The 17,226-nt window shown below is 60.6% G+C and carries 10 protein-coding genes and 2 tRNA genes; all 12 read right to left on the bottom strand.

The window, feature by feature from the left end; genetic code table 11:
- Positions 1 to 347: 347 nt before the first annotated feature.
- The 12 genes from JNK74_17215 to JNK74_17160 all read right to left on the bottom strand — a co-directional run bounded on the left by JNK74_17215 (position 348) and on the right by JNK74_17160 (position 16,977).
- Positions 348 to 3,635: a hypothetical protein gene (locus JNK74_17215; GenBank protein MBL7647924.1), complete on the bottom strand. Its 3,288-nt coding sequence runs from the start codon at positions 3,633 to 3,635 to the stop codon at positions 348 to 350.
- Positions 3,636 to 4,180: 545 nt separating this feature from the next.
- A tRNA-Glu gene (locus JNK74_17210) sits at positions 4,181 to 4,255 on the bottom strand.
- A gap of 39 nt (positions 4,256 to 4,294) precedes the next feature.
- Positions 4,295 to 4,370 (bottom strand) — tRNA-Gln (locus JNK74_17205).
- 98 nt (positions 4,371 to 4,468) lie between these two features.
- Positions 4,469 to 5,458 (bottom strand): HD domain-containing protein, encoded by a 990-nt coding sequence (locus JNK74_17200; GenBank protein ID MBL7647923.1) that lies wholly within the window; start codon positions 5,456 to 5,458, stop codon positions 4,469 to 4,471.
- A gap of 84 nt (positions 5,459 to 5,542) precedes the next feature.
- Positions 5,543 to 7,078, bottom strand: a complete 1,536-nt coding sequence (locus tag JNK74_17195; protein ID MBL7647922.1) for an Rne/Rng family ribonuclease — start codon at positions 7,076 to 7,078, stop codon at positions 5,543 to 5,545.
- 46 nt (positions 7,079 to 7,124) lie between these two features.
- Entirely contained in the window at positions 7,125 to 8,366 is a 1,242-nt protein-coding gene (gene rodA / locus JNK74_17190) for a rod shape-determining protein RodA (GenBank protein MBL7647921.1), read from the bottom strand.
- Positions 8,366 to 10,318, bottom strand: coding sequence for a penicillin-binding protein 2 (gene mrdA / locus JNK74_17185; protein ID MBL7647920.1), 1,953 nt, complete (start codon positions 10,316 to 10,318; stop codon positions 8,366 to 8,368). The genes rodA and mrdA overlap by 1 nt, the downstream gene beginning before the upstream one ends.
- Entirely contained in the window at positions 10,318 to 10,824 is a 507-nt protein-coding gene (mreD, locus tag JNK74_17180; protein ID MBL7647919.1) for a rod shape-determining protein MreD, read from the bottom strand. The genes mrdA and mreD overlap by 1 nt, the downstream gene beginning before the upstream one ends.
- A gap of 135 nt (positions 10,825 to 10,959) precedes the next feature.
- Positions 10,960 to 11,904: a rod shape-determining protein MreC gene (gene mreC, locus JNK74_17175; protein ID MBL7647918.1), complete on the bottom strand. Its 945-nt coding sequence runs from the start codon at positions 11,902 to 11,904 to the stop codon at positions 10,960 to 10,962.
- Positions 11,905 to 11,917: 13 nt separating this feature from the next.
- On the bottom strand, positions 11,918 to 12,943 hold the full coding sequence (locus JNK74_17170) for a rod shape-determining protein (GenBank protein MBL7647917.1): 1,026 nt from the start codon (positions 12,941 to 12,943) through the stop codon (positions 11,918 to 11,920).
- A 245-nt stretch (positions 12,944 to 13,188) separates the two neighbouring features.
- A complete protein-coding gene (locus JNK74_17165) occupies positions 13,189 to 14,403 on the bottom strand; it encodes a DEAD/DEAH box helicase (protein ID MBL7647916.1) in 1,215 nt (404 codons plus the stop codon).
- Positions 14,404 to 14,481: 78 nt separating this feature from the next.
- Positions 14,482 to 16,977 carry a sodium/solute symporter gene (locus JNK74_17160; GenBank protein MBL7647915.1) on the bottom strand — a complete coding sequence of 832 codons (2,496 nt, stop codon included), beginning with the start codon at positions 16,975 to 16,977 and terminating at the stop codon, positions 14,482 to 14,484.
- Positions 16,978 to 17,226: the final 249 nt, after the last annotated feature.

The following is a 17,226-nucleotide window of genomic DNA, read 5'->3' as shown; positions in this document are numbered from 1 at the left end:
CTGATGCAGGGCATGCGTCGATTGGAATGGGCACGGTGATGGTATGCGGCGTCCTTCGTCTCGAGTCGATTTCCCGGGGAGAACACGGCCTTTCCACACCGTAGGGGCGGTCGTGGAGGCTGGGAAAGTCAACGCACCGTCGGCGTACTTCCATGCTCACAATGGCGACATTGTATGTGTCGTTGTGCCAGCGGGGTTGAGCGCACGAAGACTTATAGATCGCTGAATATTGGAGCGACTCCACTGGCCGACGTGGCCCACCAGATCCGTCGTTTCGGCGACGCACGTTTACTGCCTGATGTATTGTGGCTAGCCCGGCCACAAAGTGACAAGGTAAATCTGCGCCCTCACCAATGATCGCGTATCTGGCGTTCTGTCTTGCCCAAAACACTGAGACCACCCAGCGCCAGAAGCATCAGAAACCCGTCTCCGAAATAGTGATATAATGTGTCCGCAACGGCTGAATTCTTTACCCGGTTACACCCGCCTTCGCCTTCGCCTTCGCCTTCGCCTTCACCTTCACCTTCACCTTCGCCTTCGCCTTCGCCTTCAATCAAGGGTGAACCGGTTCGCGGAAATGCCGTCCCGGATCCCGGCGCAGTTACAGTAACTTGGACGGTTCCGTTTTCAAATTGAGTGGCCGCTGCGAAATCGTTGGTCGCATTGGGAATTTCCACCGCCTGGAACTCACCGGTTACGGTACCTTCGATCACCAACGTAGCCAGCGTCTCACCAGTGGAATACGCTGTGCCGGGAGTGAGAAGTATATTCAGTTTACCCGCGAGTGTGGCCCCGTCGGTTACGACCAACGTCGTTGCCGCGCCAGCTTCGATATCGAGGATCGCCCCGGATGTAAGATCAAGGTGACCATTGATTGTGGCCGGACCCGTCCCCTTCCGGTCCATATCCACTTTCGACCCCGGTATATTCAATTCGTTCACGACCCGGAGGCGGCCGCCATCTCCCAGGAAGGTGACACTGCCCGTGTTTATGTTGGCGCCGCGCTCGACAAGTACCAGGCCCGTGTCCAGGATCAATAACTTGCTGTCCCCCTCTGTGGACGTGTTGAAACTCGCCCCCGCGGCAATGCGGAGCAGCCCCGGACCCGGCAGTCCACCCACCACGCCACCGTCTGTAGCACTGCAGATGGCAAAGTTTCCGAGATTCACGGTGCCGCCAGCACCCGCGTTGCTACCGCCGATCTGCAGAGATCCGCAATTCACACCGCCGAGTGAAGCCAGCACTGCCAGAAGCCCGTTTGTCTCTTTACCGACGTGAAGGTTGTCGGTCACACCGAGCACGGGGATACCCCGATCCCCGGTGAGCACCACCTCTCCCAGTCCAGTGGAAAGCCCCGCCCCGATGGTGCCGCTGGCGGCGTTTAGTTGAGCGTCGTTTATCAAGTCAACTCGAGCGTGACCATCCATCGCAACGGTCAGTTCTCCCGATAGCGTGCACTTCACCGTCTCCCCTGAACCGTCCATCTCGAGCGTGCCACTGCTCGACGCAGACTCGGCCATGATCATGCCCTCGGCCGCGATCTCTGCGCCGTCGGATAGCGATAGCTGACCTGACCCCGCCAACCCTATCGAAATGAACGCGCCGAACGAACCTTGCCCACCCGTAAACGCCACGTTGCTTTCCTGCGCGCTGAACGCGCCTACCGCCAGGCCATCGCTGCTGACCGTCAGCCCCGGCCGATCATCCGTGGGGACAGGGCCACTGTCCAGCACGGTGAAGGTGCCCCGGCCAAGTTCTCCCACCGTCAGCAGCCCCGCCACATTCACCGTAGCCGCGACGGGGTCGTCCGCGACGCGGATCGCCTCCAGTGAACCAACTCCCTCGACTTCTTTACCGAGCGTCAGTGTGGTGGCGGCCAGTGAACCGCCTTCCCTGATCGTGATGGAACCCGTGCTTTGCTTGCCGATCAATACCGGACCCGCCACGGAAAGCGCACTGTGGACTATGCCCCCAAAGGCTGCGGCGTCACCGTCGATCAAGATGCTCCCGCTGCCAAGCAGATTCTCCCCGGCAACCAGCGAAGCCACCTCCACCTGCGCCCCGTTACTCAACAGCAGCGCGCCCGTTCCGTCGCCTCCCAGCGAAATGACCGGGCCAAAGTCTGAGATTCCACCGATCAGCTCCAATGTGCCCGAGCTTCCTGCCACTACGCCTGCGGCCAGCCCTACTGTAGATGTCACGGCATTCAAATTAACATCTTCCAGATGCAACGAACCGTTACCCGCCAGTCCGACAATCAAGCTCTCAAGCACGTTCAAACGCGTAACGCTTTCTTCCCCCTGCAGCGCACCATCCCTCGACAAGACAAGCCCCTCGCTGCCCGGTTCTACGGCAATCGTCAGATTCGAAGCGGTCAGCGTCATGCCGTCGCCCCCCAACTCCAGCAGTGCCACGTCCAGATCCGCGTCACCGCTGATACCCACCTCCACATCCAGAGCATCATAGGTGCCTGTACTGAGCAGAAGCGAAGCCGGACGGTCCGTCGAAAGATCGTCCACCAGCAGGCTCGGATTTGATGGCGCCAGGCTGCCCAGCGTCAGGCCTGTACCATCGAGAGTCACCGCGCCGTCCGTCACATGAAGGCTGTTGGCCGTCGCGGTTGGAAACACGACCTCGTACGCCTCCGGCAGCGTGAAGCGCAAATCGTCAAGCACGGTGAGCTCCCGCGACGGGCACCAGTTCGCCGTTTCAAGCAGTTGTCCGCCCCCGGCACTTATCCAATTGACGTTCCCCGTTCCCGCGCCCCCGGCACTGAGTGACACATCTACGCTGCCGCGAATCTCTGACGCGGTGTTGCTGTCACTTGATACAGTCAACACCAGTACATACTCGCCTGTGGGAAGTGGCGCCGAAAGACAATCGCTCAGTAATCGTTCAACCGTATCCGAAATGGGGCTTCCACCTTTCGCCCCTATGGGGCAGTTTCCATTTCCCGGCACGAGGAAATCCTCCTGCAGACTTGCGCTGTCGACTGTGGAGCCCAGAGTAACCTGCCCGCCCTCTCGGACCACTTGAAACAATTCCATCTGGATCGAAATCCGAATGATGCCGCCACCGTAGCACGCATCGGCACAGGATACGTCTCCTGGACTCACCGTCCACGTGCTCGCCAAGTTCGCCAGCAGTGTTGTCGGAGTGTCTCGCACAAGGAATTGAAGCCTTGCGCTGCTGAACAACAGCGTGGTACCCGTGTTGCATGCGAACTGGGGCGGGTCAAAATTTCCGAACGGAACCTGCACCGCAGTCGATATCGCTTCCATCGTCATGGCGAATTTACCCGTAAACGCATCAACGCCCGGTCCCTCGAGGTAGCTGGATTCCACCGTCCCGCTTGCGCCGCCCTGACAATCCGTCGCGGGGATCGTTCGGGTAGATTCCTTCGAGAATTCCAGGGTGGGAAGCTCTACCGTTTCCGACACCGTCGCGGCATTGTCCGGGCAGGCATCGCACTGATCGCAGTCCCCATTGAGAACCATGGTCGTCGTGTGAAATGGTGATAGTCGCGAAAGTGGGTAGTCGGGCGAAGCCGCGGTAAGCACATCGGCCTGGGCCGCAACCGACCAGCAGGCGACCCACAAAATGAACACATTGCGGCGAAGCATCTTCAATCCCACGTCTATTATCTCCCGGTCGTGATGTAATTACGGACTCCCCGATGTGAATTGGAGGGTAGATCGTATGGTACTGAGAATCCGGCATACGCATTGATATGGATTCCGCGCCGGGACGACCGTGTACGGATGTTCCATGAAGACTCTTGTCCAACCCTGCTAGAATCCCATCATTGGTACAAGTATTCTAGTAGTTATCTGGCTGGAGCACAAGAGCTTTGTGGGCATACAATAGCAGGACGTCGCTGCGATGGCTTCGGCGCCCTCGTGCGGCGGGGGTCCTCATCGATTCAACCGGAATTCACACACAACAGGCGTGGAATTTTGCTGATTGCGCCACCTGAATGCGAAATAATCCGCTGCGCTCTCCGATCCTGACGGTTGAGATTCGCGGTCACGATCCAAAAGGTGATCGCAGTTTAGGATGGTGGAAGGCATCATGGTGTTGCGCGACGCAAACCCCGGGCCGCCATAATCCCCACTGAAATGGCTGCGCGAAACCCCCATAAAGCAAAACCCCGGCGCGTGGCCGGGGTCTTAATCTTAAATGGTAGCCCGTAGGGGATTCGAACCCCTGTAACGGGACTGAGAATCCCGCATCCTAACCCCTAGATGAACGGGCCACGGAAAGTGGCACTGGCTATCGCCAGATTTTGGATAAATGGCAGCGGTACTAGGACTCGAACCTAGAGTACCCAGAATCAGAATCTGGTGCCTTACCAATTTGGCCATACCGCTGTACTGGGCCGCAATTGTAGCGCAAAAACGGGATTTAAGTCAAATCGATTCTCGCTGAGCGGTCACCGCGTCTTCGAGTTGCGCCGGAAGGCGGCGGTTCAGCGTTTCCCGCCCATCATGGTGACAAAGTTGCGGAAAAGGTCCATGTCCAGCTCTTCGCGCATGGATTCGCGCATGAGCTTGAGGGCCTCGAAGGAGCTCATCCGCTTCTGGTGGAACCGCTCGGTGGTGAGGGCGTCGAAGATATCGGCAATCGTCACAATCCGCACAAAGGGGGAGATCTGGTCCCCCTTGAGCTTGTTGGGATAGCCGTGGCCGTTGAGCTTCTCGTGGTGGCAGAGGACGATATCCTGGGCGATTTCGCCGAGGCAGCCGGTTTTCTGGAGCAGCTTGACGCCCTCCTCGGGGTGGGCGCGCATGAGTTTCCACTCTTCCGGGGTGAGCTGGCCTTCTTTGTTTTTCAGTTCGGGCGGCAGGGTGGTCTCGCCCACGTCGTGGAGGAGCGCCCCGTTGGCCACTTCCCGGAGGGTGGCCGGGTCGATGTAGCCGGAGCGCATGGCCAGGGCAATGGAGTAGGCGGTCACGTTGATGCTGTGGGTGTAGAGGTAGTAGTCGCAGGATATCGTGCGCAGCAGGTGCTCCAGCATGAACTCCTTCGAGCGCATGAACTCCACGGTCCGCTGCACCACCACCTTGCCCCGCTCGATGTTGGCCCGCTGCGTGGGCTCCTTGAGCACATCCTCCACCACGGCCTGGGCGGAATCGTAGAGGATGGTGGACTTTTCGCGCACCGTGAGCCGGGCGTCTTCCAGCACATCCGTCAGGTGCTCGGCCAGGTAGCGGCTGTAGGCCGCCCGGTCCTTCTTCGTGATGAAGAGCTGGGTGATCTTGTTCTGCTGCAGGCGGCGTTTGGCCTCCCGCGTGAACTTGGTCTTCCGCTCGCAGTAGAGCACATAGGGCTGGTCCACGCTGGGCTGGAAATACAAGGCAAAAGAGGGCACGGAGTCCAGACGGATCGAGTCGGTGTGGACGGGAAAGTACGTGCCACCGCTCGTTTCGACCATCTGCTCAGCCTCTGTCGTCGCCAAACCGTTGCTCCTGGAGTTCGCCCGCCGTCCGGGCTCCCCGTAGTTTTATCACAAAGCCGCGAAATATTCCACGGTGCCGGCCGCTCAGTCGCCCGAGGGACTCGATGTAATATCCTGGCGCGTACGCGCCCGCAGCACTTTCACATCGTGTATGTGGAAGTCCACGCCCGCCTCCACGTCGATGGTCCGTTCGAAACGCTCGGCGATCTCGTCCACCATCGCCTTGTTCTCATGCTGCAGGCGACGCGCCACGTCGTGGTGCACCTGCACGATGATGTGCTTTTCCTTGCTCGTCACAAAGAGGCTCTGGAGCTTGCGCAGGATGTCGAAGGTCATGGTCGTCACCGAACGCACCTGGCCGCTGCCTTCGCAATAGGGGCAGGGCTGGGAAAGGGCCTTCACCAGGTTGTGCTTCACGCGCTTCCGCGTCATCTCCACCATGCCCAGCTCGTTAATCTCCGACACCGTCGTCTTTGCGCGGTCGGCCTGAAGCGCTTCGTGGAGCGTGCGCAGCAACTTCTTCCGGTTGCGCTCCTGGTCCATGTCGATAAAGTCGATGACGATGATGCCGCCCATATCGCGCAGGCGCATCTGGCGGGCGATCTCGCTCGCGGCCTCGATGTTCGTCTGGAAGACAGTGTCTTCGAGCTGTTTCTTGCCGGTGAACTTGCCCGTATTCACGTCAATGGCGATGAGCGCCTCGGTCTGGTCGATGCAGATGTGGCCGCCGCTGGGCAAATACACCTGGCGCCGCAGCGCTTTGGTAATGTCCTCTTCGATCCCCATCTTGTCGAAGATGGGCCGCTTGTGCTTGTAGAGCTTCACCCGCGACTTCAAATCGGGATCGAGGCTCTCCAGGAAGGCGATAATCCGGTCGTTCTGCTCGTCGTCGTCCACCGTGAGACAGTCGAACTCGCTCGTAAAGCGATCACGCACCGCCCGCAGGATGGGGCTGAGATCTTCGCGGATCAGGCCGGGGCCGTTCATCCGCTCGTACTTCGTCTTGATGTTGTCCCAGACCTTCGCGTGGTACTTCGAGTCCGCCTGGAAATCTTCCCGGGAGCGGCCCTCGCCCGCGGTCCGGGTGATGAGGCCCATGCCCTTGGGGCGCACCGCGCGGAGGATCTTCTTGAGGCGCTCGCGCTCCTCCTCGGATTCGATCTTTCGCGACACCCCCAGGGTGCTTACCGTGGGCATCAGCACCGTGTAGCGGCCCGGCACGGTGATGAAATTGGTGAGGCGCGCGCCCTTTGTGCCCAGCCGGTCCTTGATCACCTGCACCATGATGTGCTGGTTCTTCTTCAGGATCGTCTCGATCGGCTGCTGCTTTGCGCGGCGCGCCCGCGTGCGTGCCCTCGGCTTGCCTTCATCCAGCATCATGTCGCCCGTGCCTTCGGCGCCCGCAATATCGGACACATAAAGAAAGCCGTTCTTGTCCTGGCCGATGTCGATGAAGGCCGCCTGGATGCCCGGCACCACCGAGTCCACCCGGCCCTTGTAAATGTTGCCTACAATGCTGGGGCTCTCGTGGCGCTCCACCTGGAGCTCCACGAGCCGCTTGTTCTCCAGCTCGGCAATGCGGGTCTCGTGCGAGCCCGCGTTGATCACTATCTCTCGCATAAAAAAAGTCTTTCTGTTTGCCTGGGGGCCGACCGGCCTTGCCCGCTCAGCGGGCGAACATGCCCTCGTCCATAAACATCTTGCGGCGCATGGGCACGTTCAGCAATATGCCGACGCAGGCCATGGTGCTCAAATAAAAGGTGCCGCCGTAGCTCAGGAACGGGAGGGGCATGCCGGTAACCGGCATCAGCCCGATGGTAATGGCAATATTGGAAAAAATATGGAACCCCAGCACCGTGACCACACCCGTGGCCAGCAGGGTCCCCATCATATCGGGACAATCGCGGGCGAAAATCAGCCCGCGTAACAGGAAGGCCACATAAAGGCCTATCACCACCACCGCGCCGACGAATCCGCGCTCCTCCGCGAAGTGGGAGAAAATGAAGTCGGTCCGGTGCTCCGGGAGGTAGTTCAGCTTGGTGTTGGTGCCGTTCATGAAGCCCTTCCCCCGGAAGCCGCCGCTGCCCACCGTGATATTACTCTGGTAGGCCTGCCAGTTGCCCGTGCGCGGCGAAAAGTCAGGATGGAGGAAGGTGTAGATGCGCATCTTCTGGTGCCAGTGCAATTCCCACCACTGCCGGCTTTCGCGGAATTCTTCCCGCTGGATCGCCTGCTCCTTTTCGATCGGACTCGGGTTGAAATCCTTAATCTGGATCCAGGCGAAGGGCACCACGGAAAGCGCCGCCAGCACAATCACCCCCATGTGCCAGAGACGGCAGCCCGCCACAAAAAGCATCACCACCACCAGCGGCCCCAGCGTCATCGCCGTGCTCAGATTGGGCTGCTTCAGGATCAGCGCCATCGGCACGCCGGTAAGGATAAACGCCAGAACGAACCAGTGCAGCTTGCGGATGCGCGTGCCCAGCGTGCTCAGGTACCACGCCAGAAAATAGATCATGATGATCTTCGTGATCTCCGATGGCTGGATCCTGAAAAGACCAAAATCCAGCCAGCGCCGGCCGCCCTTCACCTCCGTACCCACCGCCAGCACCGCCACCAACAGCCCGACCGCGATCACGTAAAACACGGGCGCCGCCGCAACGAGCGCGCGATAGTCCACCGCCACGAGCACCGTCGCGATCACGGCCCCCGCCAGAAAAAACATGATCTGCTTATGGTAGTACGAGGCGTCCGAATGGGCGCTCGCGCTATACATGGTCACCCAGCCGATAGCCGCCAGCACGAGCACGAAAATCGGCAGCATCCAGTCGATCCGGCGCAGATTCCGGAAATTGATCGCCCGCATGATCGCGTCTTCGGAATGGTAGTCGTGCGTGCTCCGCGGCATCAGCGCTTTTCCTCGGCCTGGGCCACCTGGACATCGGGTGCGGGCTGGTTGCGATAGATATACTCAATGACCGGCTTGCCCAGCACCGAAGCCGCCGTGCTGCCGTGGTGACCGTGCTCCACCAGAATACAGATGGATACTCTCGGCTCCCGATCCGTCACCGCCGCCACAAACCACGCATGGTCGCGCATGTGCTTGGGAATGTTGTCTTCATGCCCGTAGACCTTGTGCTTGGCAAGGTCCATGATCTGGGCCGATCCCGTCTTCCCCAGAATGGTGAATCCGGGGATCCCCGCGCGCCAGCCCGTGCCCGTCGGATAATTGGGCGGGGCCTTCTCCACGCACATCCGCATGCCCGCCGTCACCACCTCCACCGTGGAATCGCTCAGCAGCCGCTCCGACTTTTCGATGCCCCGATCCCGGTTCAAGAAGGGCCGCACCCGGTAGCCCCCGTTCGCAATGCACGCCAGCATCACCGCATTCTGAAGCGGCGTCGTCGCGGCACTGCCCTGGCCGATGCTCAAGTTCACCGTGTCGCCCGGATACCATTTCTGTTCCGACGGCCCCTTCTTCTTGAACTGCTCCTTTTTCCATTCCTGCCCCGGAATCAGGCCGGTGATCTCTCTTGGCAGATCGATACCCGTTTTCACCCCCAGGCCCATCTTGTGCGACCATTCCTGGATCTTATCCACCCCCAGCGAAAGGCCCACGTTGTAAAAAAATACGTCGCAGGAGTAGGCCAGCGCCTCCTTCACCGCCACCCGGCCATGACCCCGGCGCTGCCAGCAGCCCCAGGCCCGGCCACCGCCGTTGATACGGTAGCTGCCGCCGCAGAAGTGCGTCGTCTGGGGCGTGATCACGCCCTCTTCCAGCGCCGCCGCCGCCAGCATCACCTTGAACACCGAACCCGGCGGGTACTGCTCGCGAAAGGCTTTGTTCACCATCGGCTTGGGCGTCTTCGGAGGCGGAAACAGCAGACGGTTCCGTTCGCCCGTGGGATCGTGGGAAACGAACACGCTCGGGTCATAGCTCGGGTTGCTCGCCATCGCCATAACGCCGCCCGTATCCGCGTTCAGCACCACGATGGCGCCTTCTTCGCCCACCAGCAGGGACTCGCAGTGCTTCTGCAGGTCGATATCGAGCGTGAGATGCAGTGGATCGCCGGCCTGCGGTTCGCGGCCTTCCCCTTCGATCGAGGAGTAATTCCCCGCGCTGTCCCGTCGCGCCAGCACCGGCATGCCGCCGCGATCCGTACGGAGCTGGGGGCGACCCGAAGCGTACTTGGTCACCTGCAGGAAGCCATCCACCCCCTGGAGCTGGCTCTCATACTGGGCCTCCAGGCCGTCCTGTCCGATGATATCGCCCTGGTGATAGCCCTTCTCCTGCCAATAAGGGTCGTCCAACTGTTTGCGCTGAATTTCGCCCAGATAACCCAGCAACTGGCCGCCCGTTTCGTTATAGTAATAGCGGCGCTGGGGCTGCACCAGGATCAGCGCCCCAGGCAGATCGAAGGCGTTCTCCTCGATGTGGAAGAGCTCCGCCTTGGTCACGTCATTCTTGATCACCACCTGCTCGAAAGGATCCCCCGACTTCGCCTTCACCTTTTCGATCACGCTGTTCGCTTCCAGGCCCAGCAGTTGCGCCAGGCGGATACAGGTCTCTTCCCGGCGCACCTCGGGGCATTCCCCCGGCACAAAAACCACGTTCACGCTGGCGCGGTTGTCCGCCAGGATCACGTCGTTCGCCCCGAAAATGATACCCCGGTCCGACTCCAGCGTCTGCGGGAAAATGCGTTGTTCGTCCGCCATGCTCTGGTATTCGCTCTGCCGAACCACCTGCAACTGCCAGAGCTGGAGACACGGCGCCACAAAAACCAGCGCCAGAATCAGCGCCAGAAACTGGACCCGATTCTCCACGCCTTCATAACGCTTTGGCTCGTTGTTGATCGACATCAGGCGATGCTCCCCTGGGGTGCCGGGCGTCCGCCGAAAAGGCGCGCGAGGGCGAAAAACACGAAGGGCGTAATCAGCGCGGTGTAGAAGGCCGAAGGCACCACCACCGTCACAATATTGCCCACCACGGGCGTCGCCGGCTCCTGCACATAGAGCACAAAGGTGTACAGTATCCCCTGGGCAACGCACGCCAGAAACACCAGGCCCGCCTTCACCGCGGGATGCTCCGTCACCAGCCGCGTGGAGAGTCGGCCCACCGAATAGGCAATGATCACGAGGCAAAGTATGTTATGACCCAGGACCGCCCGGCTGGCCACGTCCTGGTAAAGGCCGCCCACAGCCCCGGTAAACATCGCCCGCTCTTCGCCTTCAACAATCGCGAAGTAGACCACCAGGATCAGCGTGAGATCCGGCGTGCGGCCCTGCAGCGTAAGGAAATCGGGCCAGGTCGTCTGCACCAGCGCCATGACGACCACCGTTACCAGCCATAAGAGATTATGCAGCATGGCGATTCACGGGCTCCCGCTGATTTCGACAAGACGATTCCATTAAGAAAGCCGCACTTTCAAGGAGTGCGGTACCTATGGAAAGCGGGCGGCGGCGACGGACGCCGGAACGATCTGAAAAGGGCGAGGCCGTCATCATGGGGCAAAGCGCTCCTGGATCGGGCGGTCGTCGGGCAGGGCCGGGGCGAGCGACGTGGCGCTTCGATACGCATCCTGTGTTCCAGGACCCGTAAAATACTCTTCCTCCGGCACGTAGCGCATCACCACAAAAACCTCATCCAGCACATAGGGATCAACCGCAGGTTCCAGCTCGGCATAACGCCAGAGCGCACCGCCCGTTTCACGCACTACGGTAACCGTTCCAACGGGCAGGCCTGCGGGGAAAAACTGGCTTTCCGGACTGGTCACCACGATATCGCCCGGTCGGACATCATACTTCATGTCGATGAAGTCCATGGAGCAGATGTAATTATAGTCCGTTCCGTTGGCTTTGACCACCCCGTCATAAGCCCGGATCCGGTTGCGATGGACCATCGCGGGAATCCGGCAATCCCGGTGGTGAACCGTGGCCACGCTCGCGGAAAGATCCTGCACGTCCGTCACCATCCCCACCACGCCCCGCTCCGTGATCACCGCCATGCGCGGCTGGATCCCGTGTACGCGCCCGCGATTGATCGTCAGCATCCCCCGAAGACTCCCGATGACCCGCGCGGGCACCTGGGTCAGACGCGGCTCAGACCGGGCGAAATCGAGCATGCTCCGCAGCCGTCGGTTTTCCGCCGCCAATTCCTCCTCCACCGCGAGCGCCGTCTGCAGCCGGGTTTGGACGCCCCGAAGATTCTCGCTGTCCTTGCGCAGGGCGCTGTAACTCGCCACCGAGTCGAAGGCGTAGTGAAAGGCCTCTTCCGCCGCCGTTCGCGCCACCAGCACCGGGTAGCCCGAAATGCTGACCAGTCGGCTCAGGCCACGCTGGATAAAGCTCGAAGACGTGCCTGTAAAGAGGGATATGAGGGAGGATAAAGACAGAACCGCCAGAATCACTTCCGGGCGGTGCGTCGTAAGATAACGGGTGAGATTCAAGCGGGGCTCTCCGTTACATCTCCTCGTCCGGATAATTCTTGAGTTCTTCCAGGAATTTACCCGTGCCGAGCACGACGGCCGTGAGGGGATCTTCGGCCACCGAAACGTGCAGGCCCGTTTCCTTCGCCAGCAACTGGTCCAATCCGCGGAGGTTGGCGCCCCCGCCCGCGAGCACCACACCGCGATCGACAATATCCGCCGAAAGCTCCGGCGGGGTGCGCTCCAGCGTCACGCGGACCGCGTCCACCATGGCGCTGACCGGCTCCCGAAGGGATTCCCGGATTTCTTCGGAGGTGATGGTGATAATCTTCGGCAGGCCCATGACCTGGTCACGGCCCTTCACCTGCATCTCCAGTTCGTCTTTCAGCGGGAACGCCGAACCGATGGCGATCTTGATGTCTTCCGCTGTCCGTTCGCCCACCACCATATTGTAGGTCCGCTTAAGGTGCTGGATAATCGCCTGGTCCATGTCGTCGCCCGCCACGCGGACCGACTTGGCAAATACGATGCCGCCCAGGGAGATCACGGCCACTTCGGTCGTGCCGCCGCCGATATCCACCACCATGCACCCCTGGGGCTCGTGCACCGGGAGACCCGCGCCTATCGCCGCCGCCATGGGCTCTTCAATAATGTAAACCTTTTTCGCGCCCGCCTTCATCGCGCTGTCGATAACCGCGCGCTTCTCCACCTCGGTAATACCCGACGGCACGCTGATCGCCACACGGGGCCATACCAGCCGGCTGCGGTTGTGCACCTTCTGGATGAAGTGGCGCAGCATCTCCTGCGTGATCTCAAAATCCGCGATCACGCCGTCTTTCATCGGACGGATGGCGATAATATTGCCCGGCGTGCGGCCGATCATGTTCTTCGCTTCGTTGCCCACGGCGCGGGGTTTGCCCGTCTTCGTGTTGATCGCCACCACCGATGGTTCGCACAGAACGATGCCCTGTCCCTTGACGTAGACGAGCGTATTGGCGGTGCCCAGATCAATCGCCATATCATGGGAGAACAGGCCTGGAATTAAGTGCCAGAATTTCATTCTATATCGAACCTCACGGTGAGCATCGTAATCATGGCAGACGCCCCTGGGGCGCCGCGGGAGGGCAAGAAACACCCTAAGACGCGTAATTTTAAGGACTTAGAGAAGTGCCCGTTTGGCCGGGCGCATTATATCAAATCGGGCTCTCAAAACCAATTCAGGGTCCGGAGCCGGACTGCCCGGCCTGTCGCTCCGCCTTCACTCAACCGGCATACCGGGTATACCCGGCACGCACCATGACCGCCCTAGCGGCGGCGCATGAGACTCCGGCCCTTTCGGGCTCGGGTCGCGGGGAGACCTTCCCGCTTCGCCCCCGCCGGACGCCACAGGGTCAGCACATTCGGCGCCCCCTCATACTCTTTCCGGGGAAGATTCCGGCCCAGCGTCTTCTCAATTTCGCCAAGCGCGGCGTGGTCCGTCGGCGTCACAAACGTGATCGCGTCGCCCTCTTTCTCCGCACGGGCCGTCCGGCCAATTCGGTGCACATAATCGTCCGGATTCTCCGGGATGTCATAATTGATCACATGGCTGATATCATCGATATCCAGCCCGCGCGCCGCCACATCCGTCGCCACCAGCAACTCATACTTGCCACTCCGGAAACCTTCTAACGATTTCTGGCGGATAACCTGGGACAGGTCCCCGTGAATAGCCGCCGCCTTGAAGCCGTTCGTCTTCAAGAGCTTCGTCACGCGTTCCGTGCGGATTTTGGTCCGCAGGAAAATAATCGCCGTGTCGATCTGCTCTTCTTTCAGAATTTCCATCAGCATCTTTGACTTGTCTTCCTGGCGCACCGGGATAACAAGCTGCCGGACTTTGTCCACCGGCATGGAAATCGCCCCGACTTCAATCCGGCCCGGATCCCGCATCATGCTGCGGGTCAGGCGGGCCAGTTCGGGCGCAAAGGTCGCCGAAAACATCAGAGTCTGGCGGCTGACGGGCAATTTGGCCAGAATCCGCTTGATATCGGGCAAGAAGCCCATGTCCAGCATCCGGTCGGCTTCGTCGAAGACCAGAATCTCCAGGTTATCGAACTTCACCGCGCCCCGGCTCATGTGGTCCAGCAGGCGGCCCGGCGTGGCCACGATGACATCGCAACCCCGCTTCAGGTCGGCGATCTGACCGCCGAACCCCACGCCGCCGTAGATCAACGCACTGTGCATATGCAGCGCCTTGCAAAGTCCCGCGATCACCGACTCCACCTGCACCGCCAACTCACGCGTGGGCACCAGCACCAGCATCCGGTTGCGCGATTCTTTCTCCTTCGCAAGCCGCGAAAGGGAGGGAAGGGCAAAGGCCAGCGTCTTGCCGGTTCCAGTCTGTGCCGTCGCCACCAGGTCTTTTCCGGTGAGCACGATAGGGAGCGCCTGCTCCTGCACGGGGGTGGGGGATTCGATCCCCATCTGCTTCAATACGCGCAGGCAGCGCGGATCGAGATCCTCAAATTCCTCAAATGTCATAATTTCTCTCTGGTTCAGGTTTCCAACAGTATAGCGGATCGAAACGCCGGAAATGGAATTTTGCTCCCCGGCCGTATGCTACCCCTGCGGGGCCGTGTCCACCTTCCGGGGCGCAAGCAGGCTCGCGATATAGCCCACAAAGAAAGAAACCAGGAATCCGATCATGCCGTGGAGATAGAAGTGGGTCAGGTTCTGGGCATTTACGTAATACACCGCCACCGCGCTCACCGCCGCGCCCGCAAGAACGCCCCAGCCGCTGGCGCGTTTCGTGAACATGCCCAGCGCCACCACGCCCGCCAGGCCCCCGCCCGCCATCCCCAGAAGCTTCATATAGGTGTCAAACAGCGAGGTCGCCTGGGTGCCCGCCAGAAACCACGCCGCCCCCGTGCCCAGCCCGCCCAGCAACACCGTCAACCAGCGCGCGATACCGAGCGCCTTTACTTCGCTCACCTCGCCCTTGAAACGGCGATAATAATCATTTACGAGCACCGATGCCATGCTGTTCATGCTGCTGTCCAGGGAAGACATGGCCGCGGCAAAGACACCCGAGATCAACACGCCCTTCATCCCCGTCGGGAACATGGCCATCACGAAAACCGGCAGAATCGCGTCGTTTTTCAGCGTGGGATCCAATTGGCCGGGGTGGTGCTTGAAATACACAAACAGCGCCGTGCCCAGGCCGAAAAAGATCACCGACACCGGTATGGTAAGCGCGGCATTCACCCAGACCGCACGCTTCGCGTCGTTCTCGTTTCGCGCACTCAGATAGCGCTGCACCATCGTCTGATCCGCCGTGTACGGATAGAGCATGGCGAAAAAATTGCCCACGAGACAGACCCACACCGCCGTCGTGGTCATGTCCCAGGTCCAGTTGAAGGTATGGAACTTGTCGTTTTCCACCGCCGTTGCGAATGCCCCGACAACCCCCCCATCAATATTGGTAGCCACCAGATACAGCGCCAGCACGGCCCCCGCAAGCAATACGATCGACTGGACCACATCGGTCCAGATCACCGCCTCAATCCCGCCCATCATGGTGTAGAACGTCGCCAATACCCCCGTCGCCAGAATACAGATTTCGATGCTCAGGCCCGTGGACGCGGACAAGGTAATGGCGGGCAGGTAAAGCACGATAGCCATGCGCCCAAATTGAAACAGCATAAAAACCAGGCTGCCGTAGATCCGCACCGCCAGATTAAAGCGCTGCTCCAGGTAGGTGTACGCCGTGGGGACTTTTGCGTTCCGATAACGGGGTACGTAGAGCCATACGACAAAGGGTGCGACCAGCACAATGCACGTATTGCTCAAGAATCCGACCCAGTTGGTCGCGTAAGCATTCGCCGGAATGGCCAGGTAGGTAATTGAACTGAGCGACGTACCGAAAATACTGATGCCCAGGGCCCACCAGGGGATTCGACCACCACCCAGGAAATACACTTCCGTATTCGCCTCGCGACGAGAACAATAGATCCCGATATAGACCAGCGCGGCAAAATACAGCCCGAGCGCGCCATAATCCAGCCAGCCAAGACTCTTGGCAATGGCCATAGGCACGCCCGAAAGGACCGACGACATCCGATGCCCCGGTCGATCTTCACCACCGGGAATTACCATCCGATCCTGCCACAGCACCGCCTGCGTCGTCACCGTGGGCTGGGGCACCGTGCCCTTCTCCACCCACGTGTCCGTAATCGTGTGATACGCCCAAATCGTCTTGGGAAAACCAGGGTGACCATCCCCCAGTTCCGCCGACTGCTCGAAGAGCTTTCCGTCGTCCCCGCTGCTCACCAGAATATGCGCCTGGCCCCAGGGCAGCGCGGGCGCCGCCACCAGCGGCACGGGCGGGCCCGTCAAAGTCTTCCAGCCCTTGCCCGGTGTGTAGCGATAACCGTCGTTCAGAAACACCCGGCCCGGCGTGCCGTCGTCCTTCTTAAACAATGACGCCCCGCTGAAAACATAAAGGCTGTCGTCCCGGCTGAGCACCACCGGCAGCATCCGCGATCCACCGGGCAGCGCCTCAACCTCTTCCCAGGTCGCGCCCGCATCCGCATACGCCCACGACCAGGTTCGGTTCAAGGCCTCCGTGGCTTTCGGATCAGACTGCCCGCCCGTAAGGTAGATGGATTTTCCCACCAGCGCGGCCCCGTGAAAGGCCAGGGGCACGGGAATCGTACCCGCCGCGTCGATTGATACCGCCCCGCCTTTCCACGCCAGCCGCAGCACGCTCTCGAAACACGTCTGGCCATCCGTACCGCCGATAAGAAAAACGCCCTCCGGCGTGGACACCGTACCGCCGTAGGCCCGAGGCTGGGGCAATTGCCCCGCGTCGATCCACGCTTCCGCGCCGGGTTCCAGCACGTAGATCCGGTCCAGCCACTGCTTTTCACCGCCCTGGAAGGGGGAAACGGGAAAATTGGAGCCGCCCGCGACGATCAACGCGCCACCGTGAGTACCGGAAAAATGCCCCGACATGGGAACGGGCAGGGGGGGGAGATCCTTCCACGCCATCTCCGCCCGCGCCCCGGAGATCATCCCCACAACGACAACAAAACACACCACTATCCAACACGGCACCGACTTAAATCCAAGCACCAGCCCAAATCTCCCTTGTTACCCGACTATCGTTGCGACTCAGAGCCCGGCGGCTATTGGACCTGAAACCTTCCGGGCATTTCCAGTGTCTGGAAGGGGACCGTCCCCCGTTTTTAAAGCGCGGGACAGTCCCGAACGCAAAGCGGGCTTCGTCGCAAGGCAATGGCCGGATTGACCCGCAGCTCAGGCGCCGTTGTTCTGGGACCTTTGCGCTCAGGACAGTCACGTCGC

The organism is Candidatus Hydrogenedentota bacterium, from assembly GCA_016791475.1.
In the GTDB taxonomy this organism is placed as follows: Bacteria; Hydrogenedentota; Hydrogenedentia; order Hydrogenedentales; family JAEUWI01; genus JAEUWI01.
Note: the sequence above shows the minus strand (reverse complement) of the source record. Positions and strands in the feature narration are given on the sequence as shown.

Bases quoted from the DNA above. Each gene is read 5' to 3' on its own strand.
- JNK74_17165 (MBL7647916.1), bottom strand. From the start codon at position 14,403: ATGACATTTGAGGAATTTGAGGATCTCGATCCGCGCTGCCTGCGCGTA.
- mreD (MBL7647919.1), bottom strand. From the start codon at position 10,824: ATGCTGCATAATCTCTTATGGCTGGTAACGGTGGTCGTCATGGCGCTG.
- mrdA (MBL7647920.1), bottom strand. From the start codon at position 10,318: ATGTCGATCAACAACGAGCCAAAGCGTTATGAAGGCGTGGAGAATCGG.
- JNK74_17170 (MBL7647917.1), bottom strand. From the start codon at position 12,943: ATGAAATTCTGGCACTTAATTCCAGGCCTGTTCTCCCATGATATGGCG.
- JNK74_17195 (MBL7647922.1), bottom strand. From the start codon at position 7,078: ATGCGAGAGATAGTGATCAACGCGGGCTCGCACGAGACCCGCATTGCC.
- rodA (MBL7647921.1), bottom strand. From the start codon at position 8,366: ATGCCGCGGAGCACGCACGACTACCATTCCGAAGACGCGATCATGCGG.